Genomic DNA, 19,517 nt, shown 5'->3' with positions numbered 1-19,517 from the left:
GGGCGTGTGGCGGGGATGTTTCGTCTGGAGGGGGAAGCACCTCTAGACTCCCGGGCTCGGGAAACCCCCTTCACCTGCTTCCCGCTGGAGCCCATCGCCTTGTTCAACCCCTTCAAACGCCGCACGTTCCTGCAAGCCGTGGTTGCTGTCGCGGCGACGACGACCTTTGGATGCTCCGACGATGAGACGTCGCTCACGTCGGATGGCTCGCCCTACTTCCCGCAGTCGCTGGCGTCGGGGGATCCGCGTCCGGACAGCGTGGTGTTGTGGGTGCGCGTGGAGGACACCGCGCGCGCCGGGGAGGACCTGCCCCTGCGGCTGGACGTCTCCACGACGGAGGACTTCTCCTCGCTGGTGGTGGACAAGCTGGAGGTGACGGCGCTGGCGGCGCACGACCACGCGTTGAAGGTGAAGGTGACGCGCCTGTCACCGCGCACGACGTACTACTACCGCTTCACCTACGAGCAGGGCGGCCAGAAGCACACCACGCGCGTCGGGCGCACGCGCACGGCGCCGGCGGCCGGTGACGACGTGCCGGTGAAGTTCGCCTTCGCCAGCTGCCAGGACTTCATTGGCCGCTACTACAACGCGTGGCAGCGGCTGGTGCAGCTGGGCGAGGACCTGGACTTCGTCGTGTTCCTCGGGGACTACGTCTACGAGACGACGGGCGACACGTCCTTCCAGTCCTCCGGCGGCGGCCGCTCCGTGCGCTTCAGCGAGCCCCAGGGCGCGCTGGCGCAGGGCACGGGCGTCACCGCGTTCCTGGCGGCCAACACCCTGTCCAACTACCGCGACCTGTACAAGACGGTGCGCAGCGACCGGCAGCTGCAGGCGGCGCACGAGCGCTACCCGTTCATCATCACCTGGGACGACCACGAGTTCTCCGACGACTGCTGGAGGGACGTGGCGACGTACGAGGACGGCAAGCGGGACGAGACGCAGCTGGAGCGCAAGCACAACGCGGAGCAGGCGTTCCTGGAGTTCATCCCGCTGGACACGGCGCAGACGTCCGAGGGCGTCGTCAACGTGGACAGCGAGCCGCGCTTCCCCAGCACCCGCATCTTCCGGGACTTCGAGTACGGCCGGCACCTGAAGCTGCTGGTGACGGACTACCGCAGCTACCGGCCGGACCACCTCATCCCGGAGGACGCGTACCCGGGCGCGGTGGCGCTGGACGCGGCGGTGCTGGCGACCCTGCCGGCGCCCGCGCAGCAGGCCTTCTCCGGGGACACGTTCGCGTACGTGAACATCGATGACCCGGCCTATGTGCAGCACAAGCAGGTGCTCCAGGGCGTGTACCTGAGCCAGGCGAAGGCCGCGGGGCTGACGGACGCGGAGGCCGCGCAGAAGGTGGGCACCTGGGTGAAGGGCCCGCTGGCGCTCTTCTACGTGAACCAGGTGTTCAAGGCGGCGGGCTTCGGCGCGCTGGAGATCCCCACGACGGGCGCGCCCCGGGGCATGGCGTACGTGCACATGGGCAAGAGCGCGCTCTTCAACATCCAGGGCTCGCGCTACGTGGTGGTGAAGGACACCTTCGACGTGTTCGCGGCGGTGAAGTACGGCGCCACCGCGGGCGAGAGCGAGAACGTGTTCGGCCCCGAGCAGGAGGCGTGGTTCAACCAGACGATGACCACGGCGACCAACACCTGGAAGATGGTGGTGAGCTCCACGTCGCTGTCGGCGCTCATCTGGGACCTGCGCGCGAAGACGGACATCTACGACCCGACGCTGCGCCAGCGCTTCTACTTCAGCGTGGACCAGTGGGACGGCTTCCCCACGAAGAAGAAGGTCATGCTCAACACGCTCAAGGCGGGCGTGACGAACACGCTGTTCCTCTCCGGCGACATCCACGCGTCGTTCGCGTCGGTGGAGGAGGGCGTGCCCACGCTGACGGCCCCGGCCATCACCTCCGGCTCCATCAAGAGCCTGGCGGGCCTGGCGCTGCTGGGCGCGGGCTACGCCCCGGGCGCGCCCGTGTACCAGTACGCCGTCACGAACATGGAGAAGACGCTCCAGGACTCCAACCCCGGCCTGCGCTTCGCGGACGCGGACTCGCACGGCTTCGTGGTGGTGGAGGTGAAGGCGGACGAAACGCTCGCCACCTTCCACCTCATCCCCGCCGGCGAGGTGAGCAAGGACTACTCCAAGCGCGACGGCAGCGAGCTGGAGTCGAAGTTCACCGCCCGCACCTTCCGCGTGAAGAACAGCGACATCCAGCCCGTCTGACGCTGACGGCTGAAGCCTGAAGGGCCTTCGGGGCCGCGTGGGGACACTCCCCACGCGGCCCCGGGTGTTTCAGGTGGGCTTTTCGTTCTTGCTGGTTTGTACTGTTTTGCGTGGATACGGCTCCCTTTGCGATGAAACACGGCCGGGGGAGCCCGGACCCGTCAGCGGGGAGGAGTTCATCGTGGGCGCACGCAAGGGATTGCAGGGGCTGCTGGGAGCGGGGCTGGGGTGGATGCTGGCGGTGGGGGCGCCGGTGGCCGCGGAGGCGGCGCCGTGGCGGAGCGTGCTGTATCCGGAGGGCTGGCAGCCGGGGGACACGCGGCCGGGCAACGCGTCGCAGTTCCTGCATGACTTCTCCTATGCGGGCTACCGGCAGCGGCAGGCGGAGCCGCCGGTGCGGATGGACCGGGTGCTGGACGTGACGCAGGCGCCGTACTTCGCGGACAACACGGGCGCGTCGGACGTGACGGCGGTGTTGCAGCAGGCGCTCAACGACGCGGGGGCGGTGGCGGGCGGCGGGGTGGTGTACCTGCCCCGGGGCACGTACCGGGTGGCGCCGCCGACGGGCAAGGGATACGCGCTGTACCTCGGCAAGAGCAACGTGGTGCTGCGCGGGCAGGGCGCGACGGCGACGTTCCTCTACAACGCGGCGACGGACATGCGCTTCAAGCGGGTCATCCTGGTGGGCCCGCGCGAGTCCACGGTGTCCTGGACGTCCGCGGCGACGGCGTCGGTGGCGCTCACGCAGGACGCGCCCAACCAGGCGACGCGCGTCCAGGTGGCGAGCGTGGCCAGCTTCCCCGTGGGCTCGTGGGTGGTGGTGCGGGCGGACCTGACGGCCGCGCGCAGCGGGGAGCTCAACATGGGCACCTCGTGGACGTCGCTGCCGGGGCCGTCCTTCTACCGGCGGGTGGTGGCGGTGGACGCGGCCACGCGGACGCTGACGCTGGACATCCCGCTGCGCCAGGGCCTGCTGATGCGCGACGCGGCGCGCGTGTATGGCATCCCCGCGCACCTGTCGGAGGTGGGCATCGAGCACCTGTCCATCGGCATGCGGGAGAACCCCACGCCGGGGACGCGCGAGGAGGACCACAGCGTGCCGGGCACGGGCGCGTATGAGATGCACGACGCGGCGGCGGTGCGGATGAACCATGTGGTGGATGGGTGGGTGCGCGGCGTCAATTCCTACCGGCCTCCATCCAACACGCAGGACGTGCACCTGCTGTCCAACGGCATCGACCTGGATTACTCGCGCAACGTCACCGTGGATGCGTGCCAGATGGAGAAGCCGCAGTACATGGGCGGTGGCGGAAACGGCTACCTGTATTCGATTCGCGGCAGTGACAGCCTCTTCAAGGACAGCGTGGCGTTTGGCGGGCGGCACAACTTCGACTTCCGCTCCATGCACACGACCGGCAACGTGCTGTTCAACAACCGGTCGTCCAACGGGGACAAGGTGTCCGACTTCCACATGCACCTGAGCGCGGCGAACCTGGTGGACAACACGACGCTCTACCTGGAGCGCTTCGAGGCGGCGGACCGGACGCCCTATGGCACGGTCAGCCACGGCGTCACCACGACGCAGAGCGTGTTCTGGAACACCAACGGCGCGAAGCCCCCGGCCTACGGGGGCTCCAGCATGGTGCGCTCGCAGCAGTACGGGCAGGGCTACGTGATTGGCATGCGCGGCAGCGCGACGAACGTGGACGTGTCGGTGACGACGAAGACGGCGCCCGCGGACCTGGCGGAGGTGGCGACGTCCGGCAACGAACTGGTGCCGCAGTCGCTCTACGTGGACCAGACGCAGAAGCGCCTGGGGCGCGCGGTGGAGCACGACGCGCGGGCGCTGGTGTACCAGGCGGAGAACCTGAAGCCGACGAGCGCCGGGGACCTGTCGTCCACGACCGTGGAGACGGGCGCGGAGCTGGGCGGCATCCGCTACCACAACACGAACGCCGTGGGCGCGAAGGTGACGTACACCCTCTACCCCCGCACGGTGGGCACGTTCGCGGTGCGGGTGCTGACCAAGCGCAACAGCGGGCGCGGGCAGTACCGGCTGGACGTGGGGGGCGTGGCGGTGGGCGGGACGCGGGACGAGTACTCCAGCGGCACGGCGTACGCGGAGGTGGAGCTGGGGACGGTGACGTTCACCGACCTGGAGCCCAAGCTGTTCACCTTCACGGTGGTGGGGAAGAGCGCGGCGAGTACGGGTTACAACGTCGCATTGGACGCCATCCGACTCGTCCGGCGGTAGGGCGCGGCGCGCCGCTGGGAGGCGCGGGCGGACCGGGGTATAGACGGGCCCATGCACGTCTATGCCGCCGCGTTGGCCCAGGAGCTGGGCATCAAGCCGGAGCAGGTGGACCGGACCCTCGCGTTGCACGAGGAGGGGGGCACGGTCCCCTTCATCGCGCGCTACCGCAAGGAGGCCACGGGGGGCCTGGATGAGGTCCAGATCCAGGCCATCCTGGACCGCTCGTCGGAGCGCGCGGAGCTGGATGGGCGGCGCGACACCATCCTGCGCAGCATCGAGGAGCAGGGGAAGCTGACGCCGGAGCTGTCCAAGGCGCTCCAGGCGGCGCGCACCCGCGCGGAACTGGAGGACCTGTACCTGCCGTACAAGCCCAAGCGGCGCACGCGCGCGGCCATCGCCCGGGAGAAGGGGCTGGAGCCGCTGGCGGACCTCGTGTGGAAGCAGGAGGGGCAGCGCGGGGAGAACGTGGACGCGCGCGTGAAGCCCTACCTGGACGCGGAGAAGGGCGTCGCGGACGTGGCCGCCGCGCTGGCGGGAGCCCGCGACATCTGCGCCGAGCGCGTGGCGGAGGACGCGAAGCTGCGCCGCGAGGCCCGCGACCTGTGCACGCGGCGGGGCACGCTGCGCTCGGACGTGGTGCCGTCGAAGAAGGGCGAGACGACCAAGTTCGAGAACTACTACGGCCACGAGGAGCCGCTGTCCCAGGCCCCGTCCCACCGCGTGCTGGCGCTGTTGCGCGGGGAGGAGGAGGGCGTGCTGAAGGTGAAGCTCGGCCTGCCGGACGACGAGGTGAAGGGGCTCTTCACGGGGCGCGTGGTGACCCGGCCGCAGTCGCTGTTCGCGGGAGAGCTGCGCGCGGCGGTGGAGGATGGGTGGGAGCGGCTGATGGGGCCGTCGCTGGAGTCGGAGCTGCGCGCGGAGCTGAAGGAGCGCGCGGACAAGGGCGCCATCGGGGTGTTCGGTGAGAACCTGCGGCACCTGCTGCTGACGGCACCGGCGGGCGCGCGCGCGGTGCTGGCGTTGGACCCGGGGCTTCGCACGGGCATCAAGCTGGCGATGATGGACGTGACGGGGACGGTGGTGGAGACGACGACGCTGTACTCGGAGCGCAGCGCGGACGAGCGGGCCCGGGCGGCGAAGTTGCTGGAGGCGGTGGTGCGCAAGCACAAGCCGGAGCTCATCGCCGTGGGCAACGGCACGGGCAGCCGGGAGGCTGAAATCTTCACGCGGGACACGCTGAAGGCGCTGGGCCTCCAGATTCCGGTGGTGTCGGTGAGCGAGCAGGGCGCGTCCATCTACTCCGCGTCGGAGGTGGCGCGAGAGGAGTTCCCGGAGCTGGACGTGTCGCTGCGCGGCGCGGTGTCGATTGGCCGGCGGTTGCAGGATCCGCTGGCGGAGCTGGTGAAGATCGACCCGAAGAGCATCGGCGTGGGGCAGTACCAGCACGACGTGGACCAGGGCCTGCTCAAGAAGAAGCTGGGCGAGGTGGTGGACTCGTGCGTGAACGCGGTGGGCGTGGACGTGAACACGGCGTCACCGCAGTTGTTGGAGCACGTGTCCGGCGTGGGGCCGTCGCTGGCGAAGAAGCTGGTGGCGCACCGCGCGGCGAAGGGGCGCTTCACCACGCGGCGGGAGCTGCTGAAGGTGAGCGGCCTGGGGCCGAAGACGTTCGAGCAGGCGGCGGGCTTCCTGCGCGTGCGCGGGCCGGAGCCGCTGGATTCGAGCGCGGTGCACCCGGAGCGCTACTCCGTGGTGGAGCGGATGGCGAAGGACCTGGGCGTGGACGTGGGCTCGCTGGTGGGCAACGCCGAGCTGGTTCGCAAGATTGATGCGAAGCGCTACCTGGGGCCGGAGCTGGGGGAGCTGACGCTGAAGGACATCCTGGCGGAGCTGGAGAAGCCGAGCCGCGACCCCCGAGGCGACTTCACGGCGCACGCGACGCGGGATGACCTGCGCTCGCTGGAGGACGTGAAGGAGGGGATGGTGTTGCAGGGCACGGTGACGAACGTGACGGCGTTTGGAGCGTTCGTGGACGTGGGGGTGCATCAGGACGGGTTGGTGCATGTGTCGCAGCTGTCCACGCGCTTCATCAAGGACGCGTCGGAGGCGGCGAAGGTGGGCGACCGGCTGACGGTGAAGGTGCTGAGCGTGGACCTGGCTCGCAAGCGTCTGGCGTTGTCCGTGAAGGCGCTGCAGGAAGGTGGAACGCCGCAGGCGTCCGGGCGGCCCGCGGTGGGCGGAGCCACGGGGCAGGGACGGATGACGGAGCGTCCGGGCAGTGGTGGTCCTTCACGGCCGCAGGGCGGTGGGCAGCGGCCTCCGGCACAGCAGGGGAGTCAGGCTCCGGCGCAGAAGAAGCCGGAGCCGTTCAACAATCCGTTCTCGAAGCTCAAGCGCTGACGGAGCACCGTTCCGGCGGAGTGGAGATCGACATGGCGTACTTCCAGGCTCTCTCCCCGTGCTCCTGCTTTGGCCGGTGGGAAGAGTCGCTGCTCGCGGTGGGATGGCTCGACAGCGAGCATGGCTTCACTGAATCACCCTGAGTTCAGAATGTGTCCCAATAGGTCTCCAGTGCCTGGGACCAATGCCGACGTGCGATAGGCCCTGATGCTTCGTCTCGCATCCTCCGCAAGAACGTTTGGACCACGTTCCTCTGTTGGGGAGGAAGGGTGTCGAACCGACTCTTGAAGTGGGTTCGCAGCTCCGGGTGTGATTCATCCGGGATGCTCAATTGAGACAGAAGGAAGTCGCGGACGTCGGGGTCCGTGAGCGCTGCCAGCAGATAGGCTGGAAGGTAGTAGTGAAGCGCCTCTGGACTGAGCAGCGACAGATGCGCCGCATGCTGACGGATCCGTTGCGCTGGAACATCCTTCCAGTGCATGCCTCGGAAATCCCTGCTGAGTTCTGCTGTCTCCCAGGCTTCCGGTGCATAAGCGATGCAGCTGTCATCGGGACGGGGCACATCCGAGAAGGCATCCTCGATCTGCTGTCGGAGCAAGGCTTCTTGCGCACTCATTGATGGGCCCAGCTCAATCCAACGGAAACAGCCGCGCCTCCTTCGCCAGCACTTCATTGCGCGCCAGCAACTCCGTGAACCGCGCCGTCCCATTGCGAGCATCGAACCGCGCCGCGATGTCGCGCGCCTGCGTCTCCATCCAGTCCCGCAGCGCCCGCGTCGCGTACCCGCCGTCCACCGCGTGCAGCGGGAACGCCTGGGGCAGACGCAGGCTCACTTCCTCCCGGCCGTCCTGGGTCACCTGTCCCAGCAGGAACGACCCCGCCGCGTAGAAGGTGAACCGGTCGCGGTGGCTGGCGTGATCCAACGCCCAGCCCAGGTGCTTCTCCAGCAGCGTCAGCCCGCGCGACAGGTTGCCCGTCAGCGCCAGGAACTCCAGGTGCTCGCCCACCGTGGCCAGGAACTCGCGGTTCTTCGCCACCATCGCGTAGCCGCGCACGTGGCAGGCCCGCGCCTCCTCCATCCGCTCCAGCTTGAAGAACGGATACAGCAGCGTGCCCAGCGTCAGGTGCGGGATCTCCGCGCAGGACTGACGCCCGTCCAGGATGGGCTTGGCCTTCTTGATGGCCTGCTCCCACTCCCCCCGGTCCACGTGGTGGTCCAGCTCGTCGTCCAATTCACAGACACGGCAGTCCGTCAGGTGGTCCCGTGGCGCCACCAGCCACGCCTCCCACAGGCGCTCCGCCTCGGCGGTGTCCCCCATGTCCCGAGCCATCTGGTAGCGCAGCTTCAGCGCCGCCCGTCGGCCCGCATCCAGCTTCGCGAAGCTCTGCTCCACGTCATCCAGCGCGTCGGAGATCTGCTTGCGGCTGATGTGCGGGAACTCGTCCAGCCGCCCCACCACCCACTTCTGCTTCCAGAGCATGTCCTCCGGGTCGAACCGCTGCGGGTCCTTCTTCTGCTGCCCCCGGCACCACGCGAACGCCACCAGCGCCTTGTCCGGGAACCCGCCGAAGGTCGCCGCGTCGATGAGCCCGTCGCGCAGCGCGTACCCCAGCGGCACGTCCCCGTGCGTGTCCGCCAGCCGCACGGCCTCCTCCATCGTGCGCACCTTGGCGTCGCCCTCGGGCAGTTCTTCCGCTCGCTCGCGCAACGCCTCCACCTGCTGGCGCCAGTCCCCCATCAGTGCATCCCCCGCGAACCCGACCCGGACGAACCACTCCCACCACCTTCATCCAGCCGCGCCGCGATGAGCCCCAGGAGGCCGTGGTTCAACAGCGCCATCTCCTGCGCGTTCAGCGGGTGCTGCCCCAGGAGCAACGCCTGCACGTAGAGCATCTCCACCGACAGCTTCAGCAGCTCCCGGCTTTCCACCGCCGCGAGCCTGCGCACCACGGGGTTGTGCAGGTTGAGGCACAGCTGCGCCCGCTCCCCGCCGCCCACCCCCGTCATCACCCCATCCAGCACGCCCGCGTACAGGTCGTCCGACTCCTCGCGCGCCCGCTCCGCGTCCCGCCGGAACGCCCCTTCCGCGTCCGAGCTGTAGAGCGTGGGCACCTCCGCCGGGAAGAACTTCTTCACCTCCACCCCGCAGCGGAACGGCGCCAACACCCCTTCTGCCAGGCGCAACAACGGGTAGATGGCCTCGCGCTCGTCCAGCGTCAGCTCCTCGAACGTCTGCGGCAGGTCCGCCGACGAGAAGGGCGCCACCTGCGCGTCCGGCACCACCTGCGGCAGCTTCTCCAGCAGCGCCGTGTCATGCGTGTACGCCGCGTTCAGCACGCACAGCCCCTGCGCCGCCGCCACCCGCGCCACCTGCCGGAACCCATCCATCGTCGGCGTGTAGCGCACCACCGGCCACGAACGTCGGTAGTCCGCCAGCGTCATCATCCCCAGCGACGTCTCGAAGGGCAGCCAGTCGATGACCAGCCGGTAGAAGTCGTCGTCGTCCAGCGCCAGCCCCTTCACCGACAGGCCATGCAGCGCGATCAACCGCTGCAATGCCCGGGGCTCCTCGCGCGCCAGGTCCATCAGGTACTTGCGCAGGGACTGTCCCAGGGCCTCGCGCGCCCGCGACAGCACCGCGTCCTCGTAGAAGGACTCGCGGCTCGCGGTGGGCCGCAGCCCGTTCGCGTTCACCACGCACTTCACGAAGAAGGCCCACTCCGGCAGCAGGTTCTCCGCGTTCTCCGCCAGGAGCATGTGCTTCAGGTACACGCGGTGCTTCTGTTTGGCATTGAAGTGCGGCGACGCCGGCAGCACGAACGCCACCCCGTCCACGTCCCCCGCCTCCGAACGCAGCGGAATCACATCCAGGAAGTCCGTGCCGAACACCTCGCGCCCGTACGCGAGCAGCGCCTGCCGCTTGTCGCCCGCCGTCTCATACAGGCGGCGCCAGGGCGGGCCGTCCAGGTTGAGCTGCTCCGTCGTTCCTCCCACGGTGAAGTGGACGGGGAAGGGCAGCAGGCCGCCGTAGTGGAGCGCGAGCTGCCGCACCCGCTCCGGCGCGAACCACTCCGCCATGTCCGCGCGGGCCACCAGGTAGACGTGCGTGCCGGGCGCGTCCAGCGGGTGTTCGGAGACGCGCACGCCGTAGGTGCCGTCATGCCGGCCCCGCCACTCCAGCGTGCGTCCATCCCCCTTCGCCGAGCGCGTCACCACCAGCAGCTCGTCACACACCGTGAAGCACGACAGCAGGCCGATGCCGAACTGGCCGATGAAGTCGTTCCTCCGCGCCTCCAGCACCTCGCGCTTGGAGGACTCGCCGATGGTCGCGAGGAAGCGGTGGATCTCCTCCTCCGTCAGGCCCACGCCCTCGTCGGTGAAGAGCAGGGTGGGGGGCCCGCCGTCCTGCTTCTCCCGCAGCTCCAGCCTCACCGAACCGGAGGCCCCGGGCTCCAGCTGCTGCCGGGCGCGCAGCGCGTCCGTGGCGTTCTGGAGCAGCTCCCGCACGTAGACCCCCGGCGAGCTGTACAGGTGGTGGGACAGGAGGTCGATGACCCCGCGGAGGCTGACTTGGAATCGATGGTCCACGCTGGAATCGAGCGTAGCGCGCGGGCCCCGCCCCCGGGGCCGCAATCCCCCGGCCAACGCTTCTGTCCTGCTGGGGGCGGCCGGACACGCCAGCCCCTTCCTGCCCCCTCGGAGGGTGCTATGTGGCGCCCGGCCGTGTGGCGCCTCCCTGGCGGCACGGCGACATGTCGTCCCTTTCCTCCCTCCTGGAGCAGACAACGATGCGGACCAAGCTGAAGGCAGTGGTGGTGGGCGCGGTGCTGGGTGTCACGGGCGCGGCGTTCGCGCAGGGCACGCCGACGACCCCGGCGGCCCCCAAGGCGGCGGCCCCGGCGGGCAAGGCCGCTGCCAAGGCGACCGCGGGCAAGACGGAGGTGACGTGGTGGGGCCACGCCGCGTTCGTGGTGAAGACGCCGGGCGGCGCGGTCATCGCCATCGACCCGTGGTTCACCAACCCCAAGGCGCCCCAGGGCGCGACCTGGCCGGAGGCGGTGGACGCCATCCTCGTCTCCCACGGCCACTTCGACCACGTGGGCGAGGCGAAGGCCCTGGCCCAGAAGACGAACGCGAAGGTGTTCGGCTCCTTTGAGCTGGTGACGCTGCTGGCCCTTCCGGAGGCGCAGGGCATGGTGGGCAATGTGGGCGGCACCTTCCAGGTGAAGGACGCCACCCTCCACCTCGTGGAGGCGGTGCACTCCAGCAGCTATCAGGCGGACCCCAAGGCCCCGGCGCACTACTCCGGCGCGGCCCTGGGCTTCGTCATCGAAATCGCCAACGGCCCCACGCTGTACCACTCGGGTGACACGGGGGCCTTCCAGTCCATGGCCCTCATCGCCGAGCAGTTCAAGCCCACCGTGGCCATGCTCCCCATTGGTGGCGTGTTCACCATGGACCCCGCCCAGGCGGCTGTTGCCGCGAAGCTGCTCAAGGTGAAGTCCGTGGTGCCCATGCACTACGGCACCTTCCCCGCCCTCACCGGCACGCCGGACGCGCTCACCGCCGCCGTGAAGAAGGGCCGGGGCACCGCCAAGGTGCTCTCCCTGGAGCCCGGCAAGGCCACCGCCCTGTAGTCCTCCGCCGCGTCCGCTCTGGCGGAATCCCCGCGCCCGTCCATCGACGCCGATGGCCGGGCGCGTTGCTTCCCTGCCCCATCACCTCCTTCCGCTGGAGGACGTGCACCGCCGACCGGGGTCGGGTGGCGTCCCGAATGCGACTGGGTTATTCCCCGCCTCATCGCGCACCGGAGGGGTCCGGCCGCGCGTCTCGTGGGGTGTGCCGGTGGCGGTGCTGGTTTTCGGACGGGGGACCTGGCTGGCCACGCTCCTGGCGGACGTGGTCGCCGCGCATGCGCGCGCCCCCGGTCCGGAGGTGCCCCCCGCCGTGTCCCCCCCCGCGTCCGGCCGCGCCCGGGGCCGGGCCTTGCTGCGCCGCACGCTGCGGGCCTCCGGTCTGGTCTACGGCACGCCCGTGCCGCTGCCTTCGCCGGTGGATGGGGTGGAGCCCTTCGACGTCCCGGCGCGCGCGGTGGAGCACGAGCTGTTCCACGCCGTGGTGCGCACGCTGGCGCGCATGGCGCTGGACCTGGCGCGGGTGATGGACGCGCCGGAGGGCCCCCGCGCGGAGCAGCTGCTGGTGCTCTTCGCGGTGCTCGCGGGCGAGCTGGACCTGGCGCAGGCGCTGGACGCGCGGCTGGCGGCCGGGCTGCCAGTGCCCCGGCGGCTGGTGGGGCGCGTGGAGGACGCGCTCGACAAGCGGGCGCCGTCGCTGGCCGGGGATCCGGTGTACGGCCTGGTGCTGCACAACGGCGCGCAGTACGCGGACGCGCAGTTGTTCTGCCGGCAGGCCATCGACCTGTTCTCCCGGGGACGGCTGTCGCGGGTGGTGGCGGAGCGGCGGCTGGACTTCGCGGCGCGGCAGAAGGCGCTGCTGGTGGACGTGCTCACCGCGCTGGCGTGCGTGGACCGCGAGCCGGGGCTCCCCGCGCGCCGCGCCATCCTCCGGCAGGTGGAGGGGCTTCGTCTGCCGCACGCGCTGGAGGGCGAGGTGAAGGCCGCGGTGCGGCAGTCCTTCGAGCGCAAGCGCGACGTGCGGGACGTGGTGCGCAAGGTGCGCAGCGTGGACATGCGCCACCTGCTGCTGGAGCAGACGCTGCTGGCGGCCCTGGTGGACGGCCGGCGGACGCGGCGGGAGCGGGCCTTCATCGACACGCTGGCGGGCGCGCTGCACGTGCCCCAGGCGGAGCTGCGGCGTCTGGAATTGGAGATGGCGGAGTTCTACGCGCGGCACCGCTCGCTGGTGGATGTCTTCACCGTGTCGGACGCGGCGGGCGCCATGGGCGAGGACCTCATCACCGGCATGCAGGAGACGCTGGAGAAGAACTTCCACCGGCTGATGCAGGAGGCCCGCGAGACGGGCGACCTGGCGGTGCTGCTCACCAAGGCGGCGCGGCGCCAGAAGCTCACCGCCGACGAGCGCCAGCGCATGCGCGCCCAGCTCATCGACGTGGCGAAGGCCATCCCCGCGCTCGCCATCTTCGCCGCGCCCGGAGGCATCCTGCTGCTGGCGGCCCTGGCGAAGGTGCTGCCCTTCAGCCTGCTGCCCAGCGCCTTCCAGGAGGTCCCCGCCGTGGTGGACATGGACACCGACGGCGAGGACACCGCCGAGCGCGAGGTGGGGTAGGGCGCCTCGCGCGCGGAGCTGGCGCGCTCCCGGGACCTTCCGTCGGAGGAAGGGAGGCCGCGTCTTGCGGGAGTGACGCGGAGGGTGGAAGGGTGCGGGCCATGACAGACATGGACACGCGGCGGATGTCGGATTGGATTGCCATCCAGGACCTGGTGGCGGAGTACGGGCAGTCGCTCGACGCCTGCCGGGACTCCGGGGACTGGAGCCACTGGGCGAGCATCTTCGCGCCGGAAGTGACGGCGGACCTCACGCGCGTGATGGGCGGCGAGCCCATCACGCTGCCGCGCGAGCACCTGGCGGAGTTCGCCCGGGGCTCACTGCTCCCGTTCCAGCGGACGCAGCACGCCACGGCGACGACGGTGCGCATCCGCTTCGAGGGTGAGACGCAGGCGACGGCGCTGGCGTACTCGGAGGTGTCCCACTACTTCACGCTGGGCGGGGCCACGCAGGAGTGGACCCTCGTCGCGCGCAACACCTTCGGGATGGTGAAGACGGACGAGGGGTGGAAGATCGCCCGGTACTCGCTGGACCCCATCCACCACCGCGGCAACGCCCTGGGGCTGGAGTTGTTGAAGGGCAAGCGGCTGGGCTGAAGCGGCGGGAATGGCGCCAGCGCCCCTGGTGGCTCCCGCAAGCGCGCAGGAGCCACTGGGGTGCGGCGTGGCGCGCTCAGGCGTCAGCGGCCCGACGCCTGCGCGTCCACGGCGGCCAGCTCTTCCTTGCCGAGCTTCAGCTCCGCGCCGGCCAGGTTCTCCTCCAGGTGCTTCACGGAGGACGTGCCCGGGATGGGCAGCATCACCGGCGAGCGCTCCAGCAGCCACGCGAGGGCAATCTGGGAGGGCGTGGCGTTGTGCTTCTTCGCCACCGAGTCGAGCGTCCCGCCCGGCTTCGCCAGCCCACCCGTCGCCAGGGGGAACCAGGGGATGAAGCCCAGCTTCTCCTTCTCGCAGTAGTCCAGCACCTTCTCGTGCACGCGGTCGGTCAGGTTGTAGCGGTTCTGCACCGACACGATGTCCACCACCTTGCGCGCCTGCTCAATCTCCGCGACCGACACCTCCGACAGGCCGATGTGGCGAATCTTCCCTTCCTTCTGGAGCGCCTTCAGCTCGCCCAGCGACTCCTCCACCGGGACCTTCGGGTCGATGCGGTGCAACTGGTACAGGTCGATGCGCTCCAGCTTCAGCCGGCGCAGCGACAGCTCAAGCTCCTGGCGCAGGTACTTGGGCGCGCCCACCGGGTGCCACTCATTGGGGCCCGTGCGCACCAGGCCCGCCTTGGTCGCCACCACCACGCCCTTCGCGTACGGGTGCAGGGCCTCCGCGATGATCTCCTCGCTGTAGTAGGGCCCGTAGGAGTCCGCCGTGTCGATGAAGTCCACGCCCAGCTCCAGCGCGCGCCGCAGCACGCGCACCGCCTCCGCCCGGTCCTTGGGCGGGCCCCAGATGCCGGGGCCGGTGAGCTGCATGGCGCCGTAGCCCAGGCGGTGGACGGGCAGGTCGCCGCCCAGCTTGAAGGTGCCACTCTTCTCCACGGGACGCGTTGAAGTGCCGCTCATGGTGCTTCCTCCTGACGGGTGCTCGTTGTTCTTCGGTGAAATGAAGCGGGGCTGCGTCAGCTCCCGCCGGGGACCCGGTAGCGCCCGGCGAGGGTGTTCTTGTTGCCTCGGAACATGCCAGCCTCGGCCTGCTCCAGGACCGCGAGCGCCTCCTCGGCCTCCAGTCCGGGCACGCAGACCGTCTCACCGCGCTCCAGCGCCAGCAGCGAGGCGGTGACGACGTCCTCCGGCGGCATCGCGCCGACATAGCCGCCGTTGAATTCGGTGGAGGTCATTCCCGGGCAGACGACCTGCGCGCGCACCGGCGTGCCGCGCAGCTCCCCCGCGAGCGTGCGCGTGAAGTGGACGAGGAACGCCTTCGCTCCCGCATACGTGGCCCGGTGGGGCAGGGGGACCGGAGGCAGGGCGCCGGAGAAGGCGAGCAGGGAGGCGACGTTGATGACCGCGCCCCGGCCTCGCGCCAGCATGCCCGGCAGCGCCGCCCGGGTGGCCAGCAGGGGCGCCAGGATGTGCAGCTGCGTGAGGCCCTCCAGCACCGCGGGCTCCACCTGCGCGAAGGGGCCGTAGCCACCCACGCCCGCGTTGTTGATGACGAGCGAGATGTCCTCGCCCGCCGCGCGCCCGGCCACCCGGTGGATGTCCGCATCCTTCGTGAGGTCCGCTCGCAGCACCTCCGCTCGGATGCCGTGCGCCGCCGTGAGTTTCTCCGCGAGCGCTTGAAGCCGCTCCTCCCGACGGGCGACGAGGACCAGGTCATGCCCCAGCGCCGCCAGCCGCCGCGCGTACACCTCTCCGATTCCCGCGGACGTGCCCGTCACCAACGCGGTCCCTCGACTGCCTGCCATGCCTGCTCCCTGGGGAAGTGGAGGCGGAAGCCGCGCCCCCGCTGAGATGAATGCTGGAGACGGCGACCGCCTCCGCGAAGCGCACGGGCCCCGGTGCTCCCGGGGCCGCACCCCTGCCCGCCAGGTAACGGAGGCAGGGCGTGCGCGCAACCCGCCCGTGTCTTCTCCGCGCACATGCGTCGGCTTCACCACGCAGCGCCAACCCATTGGCGGGGGGCAGCACAGCGGCATGTCGCCCCGGACGGCCCCGCATGCCGTGGGGCCGCTGGATGAGAGGCCCGCGCGGCTTCAGCCCATCGCCTGGGTCGGCCCGGGCGTGTCGCGGAACTGCTGCTGGTGGAGGTCCGCGTACAGGCCCCCCTTCGCGAGCAGCTCCTCATGGGTGCCCCGCTCGACGACCGCTCCATGCTCCAGCACCAGGATGAGGTCCGCGTGGCGGATGGTGTTGAGCCGGTGCGCGATGACGATGCTCGTCCTGCCCGACAGCAGCCGCCCCAGCGCGAGCTGGATGAGCGCCTCCGTGCGCGTGTCGATGTTGGCCGTCGCCTCGTCGAGGATGAGCACCCGGGGCTCCGCGATGACCGCGCGCGCGAACGCGAGCAGCTGTCGCTGGCCCTGGCTGAGCGTCGCGCCGCCTTCGCCAATCACGCTGTCGTAGCCCTGCGGCAGCCGGGTGATGAAGTCGTGCGCGTGCACCGCCTTCGCCGCGGCCTCCACGTCCTCGCGGGTGGCGCCCGGCTTTCCATAGGCGATGTTGTCCGCCACCTTCCCGCTGAAGAGGAAGGGCTCCTGGAGCACCATGGCCATCTGCCGGCGGAGGCTCGCGCGCGTCACCTGCCGCACGTCCTCTCCGTCGACGCGCACCGTGCCCCCCGTCGCGTCGTAGAAGCGGGGGACCAGGCTCGCCACCGTCGTCTTGCCCGCGCCCGTGCGGCCCACCAGCGCCAGCGTCTGGCCGGGCTCCAGGCGGAAGGACACGTCGCGCAGCACGGGGCGCTCCGGGTCGTAGCCGAAGGAGACCCCCTCGAACACCACCTGGCCCTTGAGCGGCCCCAGCTCCACCGCCCCCGCCGCGTCCGGCGGCTCCGGGGGCTCGTCCAGGATGCCGAAGATGCGCTCCGCCCCCGCCAGCGCGGACTGCATCAGCGTGGCCACCGACGCGGCCAGCTGCACCGGCCGGAAGAACTGCTGCACGTAGATGAGGAACGCGGCCACGCCCCCCACCGTGAGCCGCCCGTCCAGCACCAGCGCGCCGCCGTAGCCGATGACCAGCGCGGTGGAGAGCGTGGACAGCAGGTCGATGGCCGGTGAGAACGCGGAGGTGATGCCCACCGCCGCCACGTTCGCGTCGCGGTTGGCCGCGTTGCGGTCCCGGAAGCGCTCGATGTTCTTCTCCGTGCGGTTGAACGCCTGCGCCTGCCGCACGCCTCCAATCTCCTCCTGGAGGTTGGCCGTCACGTCGCCCACCGTCTGGCGCGTCTTGCGGTAGGCCTCGCGCGCCCGCGACGCGAAGAACCACGTCGTCACCACGATGACGGGGATGAGGGAGAAGCACGCCAGCGCGAGCCGCGCGTTGAGCACCAGCATCGCGGTGAGCACGCCCACGAGCCCCAGCACCGCCCCCAGCAACTGCGTCAGCCCCTGCGCGAAGAGCTGGTTGAGCGTGTCCACGTCGCTGAGCAGGCGGCTCATCAGGTCGCCCAGGGGCCGGCGGTCGAACCAGGACAGCGGCAGGTGCTGGAGCCGCTCGAAGAGGCGCCGCCTCAGCTCCGCCAGCACCTTCTGCCCGGTGTGGCCCACGCGCCACGTCTGCGCCCGCTGCACCAGCGCGCCCACCGCGTAGACGACGAGCAGCGCCGCCAGCGTCTGGGCGAGCCCGCGCCCATCCCCCGAACCGATGTCGTGGTCGATGGCCCGGCTCACCAGGTACGGCCCCACCGCCTGGCACACCGCGCCCACCAGGATGAACCCCAGCGCCACGCCCATCAGGCGCGCGTGCGGACGCAGCTCCCCCAGCAGCCGCCGCAACACCCTCCCGCGCTGCTGGGCCCGCCCGGCCTCCAGCTCCGCCAGCGACCCGGTGCCTCCCGGCCGCCTCACGCGGCACCTTCCTGGGACGCGGGCTGGAGCTGCGAGCCGAGGATGTCGTTGTACAGCTCGCTTGAGGCCCTCAGCTCCTCATGCCGCCCCTTCGCGACGATGCGCCCCTCGTCCAGCACGAGGACCAGGTCCGCGTCCCGCACGGTGCTGATGCGCTGGGCGATGACCAGCGCCGTCCTGCGCTTGTCCCGCATCAGCGTGTCCAGCGCGCCCTGGATGGCCTCCTCCGTCCGCGCGTCCACCGCCGACGTGCTGTCGTCCAGGATGAGCAGGCGCGGGTCCGTGAGCAGCGCCCTCGCGATGGCCAGCCGCTGCCGCTGGCCGCCGGACAGCCCCACGCCCCGCTCGCCCACCACCGTGTCGTAGCCCTGGGGCAGCGCGCGGATGAACTCCGCCGCCTGCGCCGCCTCCGCCGCGGCCTCCACCTGCGCCTGCGTCGCGTCCGGGTGGCCGTAGGCGATGTTGTCGCGCACCGTGCCGGAGAACAGCAGCGCGTCCTGCAACACCACGCCCATCTGCGAGCGCAGGCTCGCGAGCGTCACGTCCCGCACGTCGTGCCCGTCCAGCAGCACCGCGCCCCCGGTGACGTCGTAGAAGCGCGGCAGCAGGTTGATGAGCGTGCTCTTGCCGGAGCCTGTCGTCCCCAGCACCGCCACGAGCTGCCCGGGCTCCAGCGTCACGCTCACCCCGCGGAGGATCTCCCGCTCGCTGCCCGCGTAGCGGAAGCGCACGTCGCGCAGCTCGATGTGGCCCTGGAGCGGCGGCAGGGGCACAGCGCCCGGGCGGTCCGCCACCTCCACCGCCGTGTCGAGCAGCTCGAAGACGCGCAGCGCGGAGGCGCTGGCCCGCGACAGGCTGGACGCGAGGAAGCCCAGCGTCATCAGCGGCATCAACAGGAAGGCCAGGTAGCTGTTGAAGGCCACCAGCTCCCCCAGCGTGAGCCGCTGGTGGAAGATGCGCCAGCCGCCCACGCCCACCACCATCAGCGTCCCCAGGTTGGAGAAGAAGGTGACGAAGGGGAAGTTGTTGGCCACCGCGTCCACCAGCTTGAGGTTCTGCGCCTGGAGCTTCGCGTTCGTCTCCCCGTAGCGCGCCAGCTCCCGCGCCTCGGCGGAGAAGGCGCGCACCACGCGCAGCCCGCGCAGGTCCTCCTGGAGCGTGGTGTTGAGCGTGCCCAGCAGCGCCTGGAGCTGGCCGAACAGCGGCCGCATCTTCGTCACGAACGAGCGCAGCACGAAGAGGATGGGCGCCACGGCCGCGAGCGCCGCCAGCGCCAGCACCGGATCCAACCAGAGCAGCAGCCCCGCGCAGCCCACCAGCATCGCCGCCGACGCCACGAACTGCACCACGCCGCTGCCCACGAAGGTGCGCACCGCCTCCACGTCGCTGGTCAGCCGCGTGAGCAGCTGCCCCGTCTGCGCCTGGTCGTAGTAGCTGAAGGAGAGCCGCTGGATGCGCGCGAAGAGCGCGTCGCGCAGGTCGAACGCCACGCCCTGCGACGCGCGCTCGGCCAGGTAGCCCTGGAGGAAGTTGAACAGGCCCCGCCCCAGCGCGATGGCGACGAGCCCCCCCACCGCCAGCCACACCGGCCGCTGCTCCCCGCGCGCGAGCCCCTGGTCGATGGCGATGCGGATCATCTGCGGGGCGCCCAGGTTCGCCACCGACACCACCAGCAGCGACAGCAGCGCCCCCAGCGACTCCAGCCGGTAGCGGCGCAGGTAGCGCAGGGCCCGGAGGATGGCGGCGAGGCCTCCCGCGGGGCGGCCGGATGCGGGTGCTGCGGACGTGCTCACGTGGTGGGACCCCGCCTCCCCGCCGAGGGCACGGGGGGCGCGCGCATGATGGGCGGGCCCCTGCTCCGCTTCAAGCACGACACGCGCGACGTGG

At 70.8% G+C, this 19,517-nt stretch carries 13 protein-coding genes; 6 read left to right on the top strand and 7 right to left on the bottom strand.

The features are described from left to right. Positions 1–15 precede the first annotated feature (15 nt). The 3 genes from OV207_RS06695 (at position 16) to OV207_RS06685 (ending at position 6,880) form a co-directional block, all read left to right on the top strand. Positions 16–2,226 (top strand): alkaline phosphatase D family protein, encoded by a 2,211-nt coding sequence (locus tag OV207_RS06695; RefSeq protein WP_267553585.1) that lies wholly within the window; start codon positions 16–18, stop codon positions 2,224–2,226. A 181-nt stretch (positions 2,227–2,407) separates the two neighbouring features. Next, the gene (locus tag OV207_RS06690; protein WP_267553584.1) at positions 2,408–4,480 is read left to right on the top strand and encodes a glycosyl hydrolase family 28-related protein; all 2,073 of its coding nucleotides are present in this window, start codon (positions 2,408–2,410) and stop codon (positions 4,478–4,480) included. A 51-nt stretch (positions 4,481–4,531) separates the two neighbouring features. After that, positions 4,532–6,880 (top strand): Tex family protein, encoded by a 2,349-nt coding sequence (locus tag OV207_RS06685; protein ID WP_267553582.1) that lies wholly within the window; start codon positions 4,532–4,534, stop codon positions 6,878–6,880. A 145-nt stretch (positions 6,881–7,025) separates the two neighbouring features. Here OV207_RS06685 and OV207_RS06680 read toward each other — a convergent pair whose 3' ends face one another. From OV207_RS06680 to OV207_RS06670, 3 genes are read right to left on the bottom strand one after another with little or no spacing between them, the layout of a single operon-like run. Then, on the bottom strand, positions 7,026–7,496 hold the full coding sequence (locus OV207_RS06680; protein WP_267553580.1) for a DUF6714 family protein: 471 nt from the start codon (positions 7,494–7,496) through the stop codon (positions 7,026–7,028). A 13-nt stretch (positions 7,497–7,509) separates the two neighbouring features. Beyond that, on the bottom strand, positions 7,510–8,622 hold the full coding sequence (locus OV207_RS06675; RefSeq protein ID WP_267553623.1) for a hypothetical protein: 1,113 nt from the start codon (positions 8,620–8,622) through the stop codon (positions 7,510–7,512). Continuing rightward, positions 8,619–10,469, bottom strand: coding sequence for an HSP90 family protein (locus tag OV207_RS06670; RefSeq protein ID WP_267553578.1), 1,851 nt, complete (start codon positions 10,467–10,469; stop codon positions 8,619–8,621). Before OV207_RS06670 ends, OV207_RS06675 begins: the two co-directional genes overlap by 4 nt. A 200-nt stretch (positions 10,470–10,669) precedes the next feature. Here OV207_RS06670 and OV207_RS06665 point away from each other — a divergent pair, with 200 nt between their 5' ends. The 3 genes from OV207_RS06665 (at position 10,670) to OV207_RS06655 (ending at position 13,723) form a co-directional block, all read left to right on the top strand. Further along, positions 10,670–11,518, top strand: coding sequence for a metal-dependent hydrolase (locus OV207_RS06665; protein ID WP_267553576.1), 849 nt, complete (start codon positions 10,670–10,672; stop codon positions 11,516–11,518). 208 nt (positions 11,519–11,726) lie between these two features. After that, positions 11,727–13,127 (top strand): LETM1 domain-containing protein, encoded by a 1,401-nt coding sequence (locus OV207_RS06660; protein WP_193347029.1) that lies wholly within the window; start codon positions 11,727–11,729, stop codon positions 13,125–13,127. 101 nt (positions 13,128–13,228) lie between these two features. Continuing rightward, entirely contained in the window at positions 13,229–13,723 is a 495-nt protein-coding gene (locus OV207_RS06655) for a nuclear transport factor 2 family protein (protein WP_193347030.1), read from the top strand. A gap of 83 nt (positions 13,724–13,806) precedes the next feature. Here the strand turns inward: OV207_RS06655 and OV207_RS06650 are convergent, their stop codons facing one another. The 4 genes from OV207_RS06650 to OV207_RS06635 all read right to left on the bottom strand — a co-directional run bounded on the left by OV207_RS06650 (position 13,807) and on the right by OV207_RS06635 (position 19,423). Continuing rightward, entirely contained in the window at positions 13,807–14,685 is an 879-nt protein-coding gene (locus OV207_RS06650; RefSeq protein ID WP_267553573.1) for an aldo/keto reductase, read from the bottom strand. Positions 14,686–14,741: 56 nt separating this feature from the next. Then, positions 14,742–15,530: an SDR family NAD(P)-dependent oxidoreductase gene (locus tag OV207_RS06645; RefSeq protein WP_193347032.1), complete on the bottom strand. Its 789-nt coding sequence runs from the start codon at positions 15,528–15,530 to the stop codon at positions 14,742–14,744. A 288-nt stretch (positions 15,531–15,818) separates the two neighbouring features. Next, a complete protein-coding gene (locus OV207_RS06640; RefSeq protein ID WP_267553571.1) occupies positions 15,819–17,630 on the bottom strand; it encodes an ABC transporter ATP-binding protein in 1,812 nt (603 codons plus the stop codon). After that, a complete protein-coding gene (locus tag OV207_RS06635) occupies positions 17,627–19,423 on the bottom strand; it encodes an ABC transporter ATP-binding protein (protein WP_267553569.1) in 1,797 nt (598 codons plus the stop codon). The genes OV207_RS06640 and OV207_RS06635 overlap by 4 nt, the downstream gene beginning before the upstream one ends. Positions 19,424–19,517 lie beyond the last annotated feature (94 nt).

The sequence above is a fragment of the Corallococcus sp. BB11-1 genome, assembly GCF_026626625.1.
Taxonomy (GTDB): Bacteria; Myxococcota; Myxococcia; order Myxococcales; family Myxococcaceae; genus Corallococcus; species Corallococcus soli.
Note: the sequence above shows the minus strand (reverse complement) of the source record. Positions and strands in the feature narration are given on the sequence as shown.

Excerpts from the sequence above, each read along its gene's own strand:
- OV207_RS06655 (WP_193347030.1), top strand. The coding sequence starts at position 13,229 with ATGACAGACATGGACACGCGGCGGATGTCGGATTGGATTGCCATCCAG.
- OV207_RS06685 (WP_267553582.1), top strand. The coding sequence starts at position 4,532 with ATGCACGTCTATGCCGCCGCGTTGGCCCAGGAGCTGGGCATCAAGCCG.
- OV207_RS06695 (WP_267553585.1), top strand. The coding sequence starts at position 16 with ATGTTTCGTCTGGAGGGGGAAGCACCTCTAGACTCCCGGGCTCGGGAA.
- OV207_RS06680 (WP_267553580.1), bottom strand. The coding sequence starts at position 7,496 with ATGAGTGCGCAAGAAGCCTTGCTCCGACAGCAGATCGAGGATGCCTTC.
- OV207_RS06650 (WP_267553573.1), bottom strand. The coding sequence starts at position 14,685 with ATGAGCGGCACTTCAACGCGTCCCGTGGAGAAGAGTGGCACCTTCAAG.
- OV207_RS06645 (WP_193347032.1), bottom strand. The coding sequence starts at position 15,530 with ATGGCAGGCAGTCGAGGGACCGCGTTGGTGACGGGCACGTCCGCGGGA.
- OV207_RS06665 (WP_267553576.1), top strand. The coding sequence starts at position 10,670 with ATGCGGACCAAGCTGAAGGCAGTGGTGGTGGGCGCGGTGCTGGGTGTC.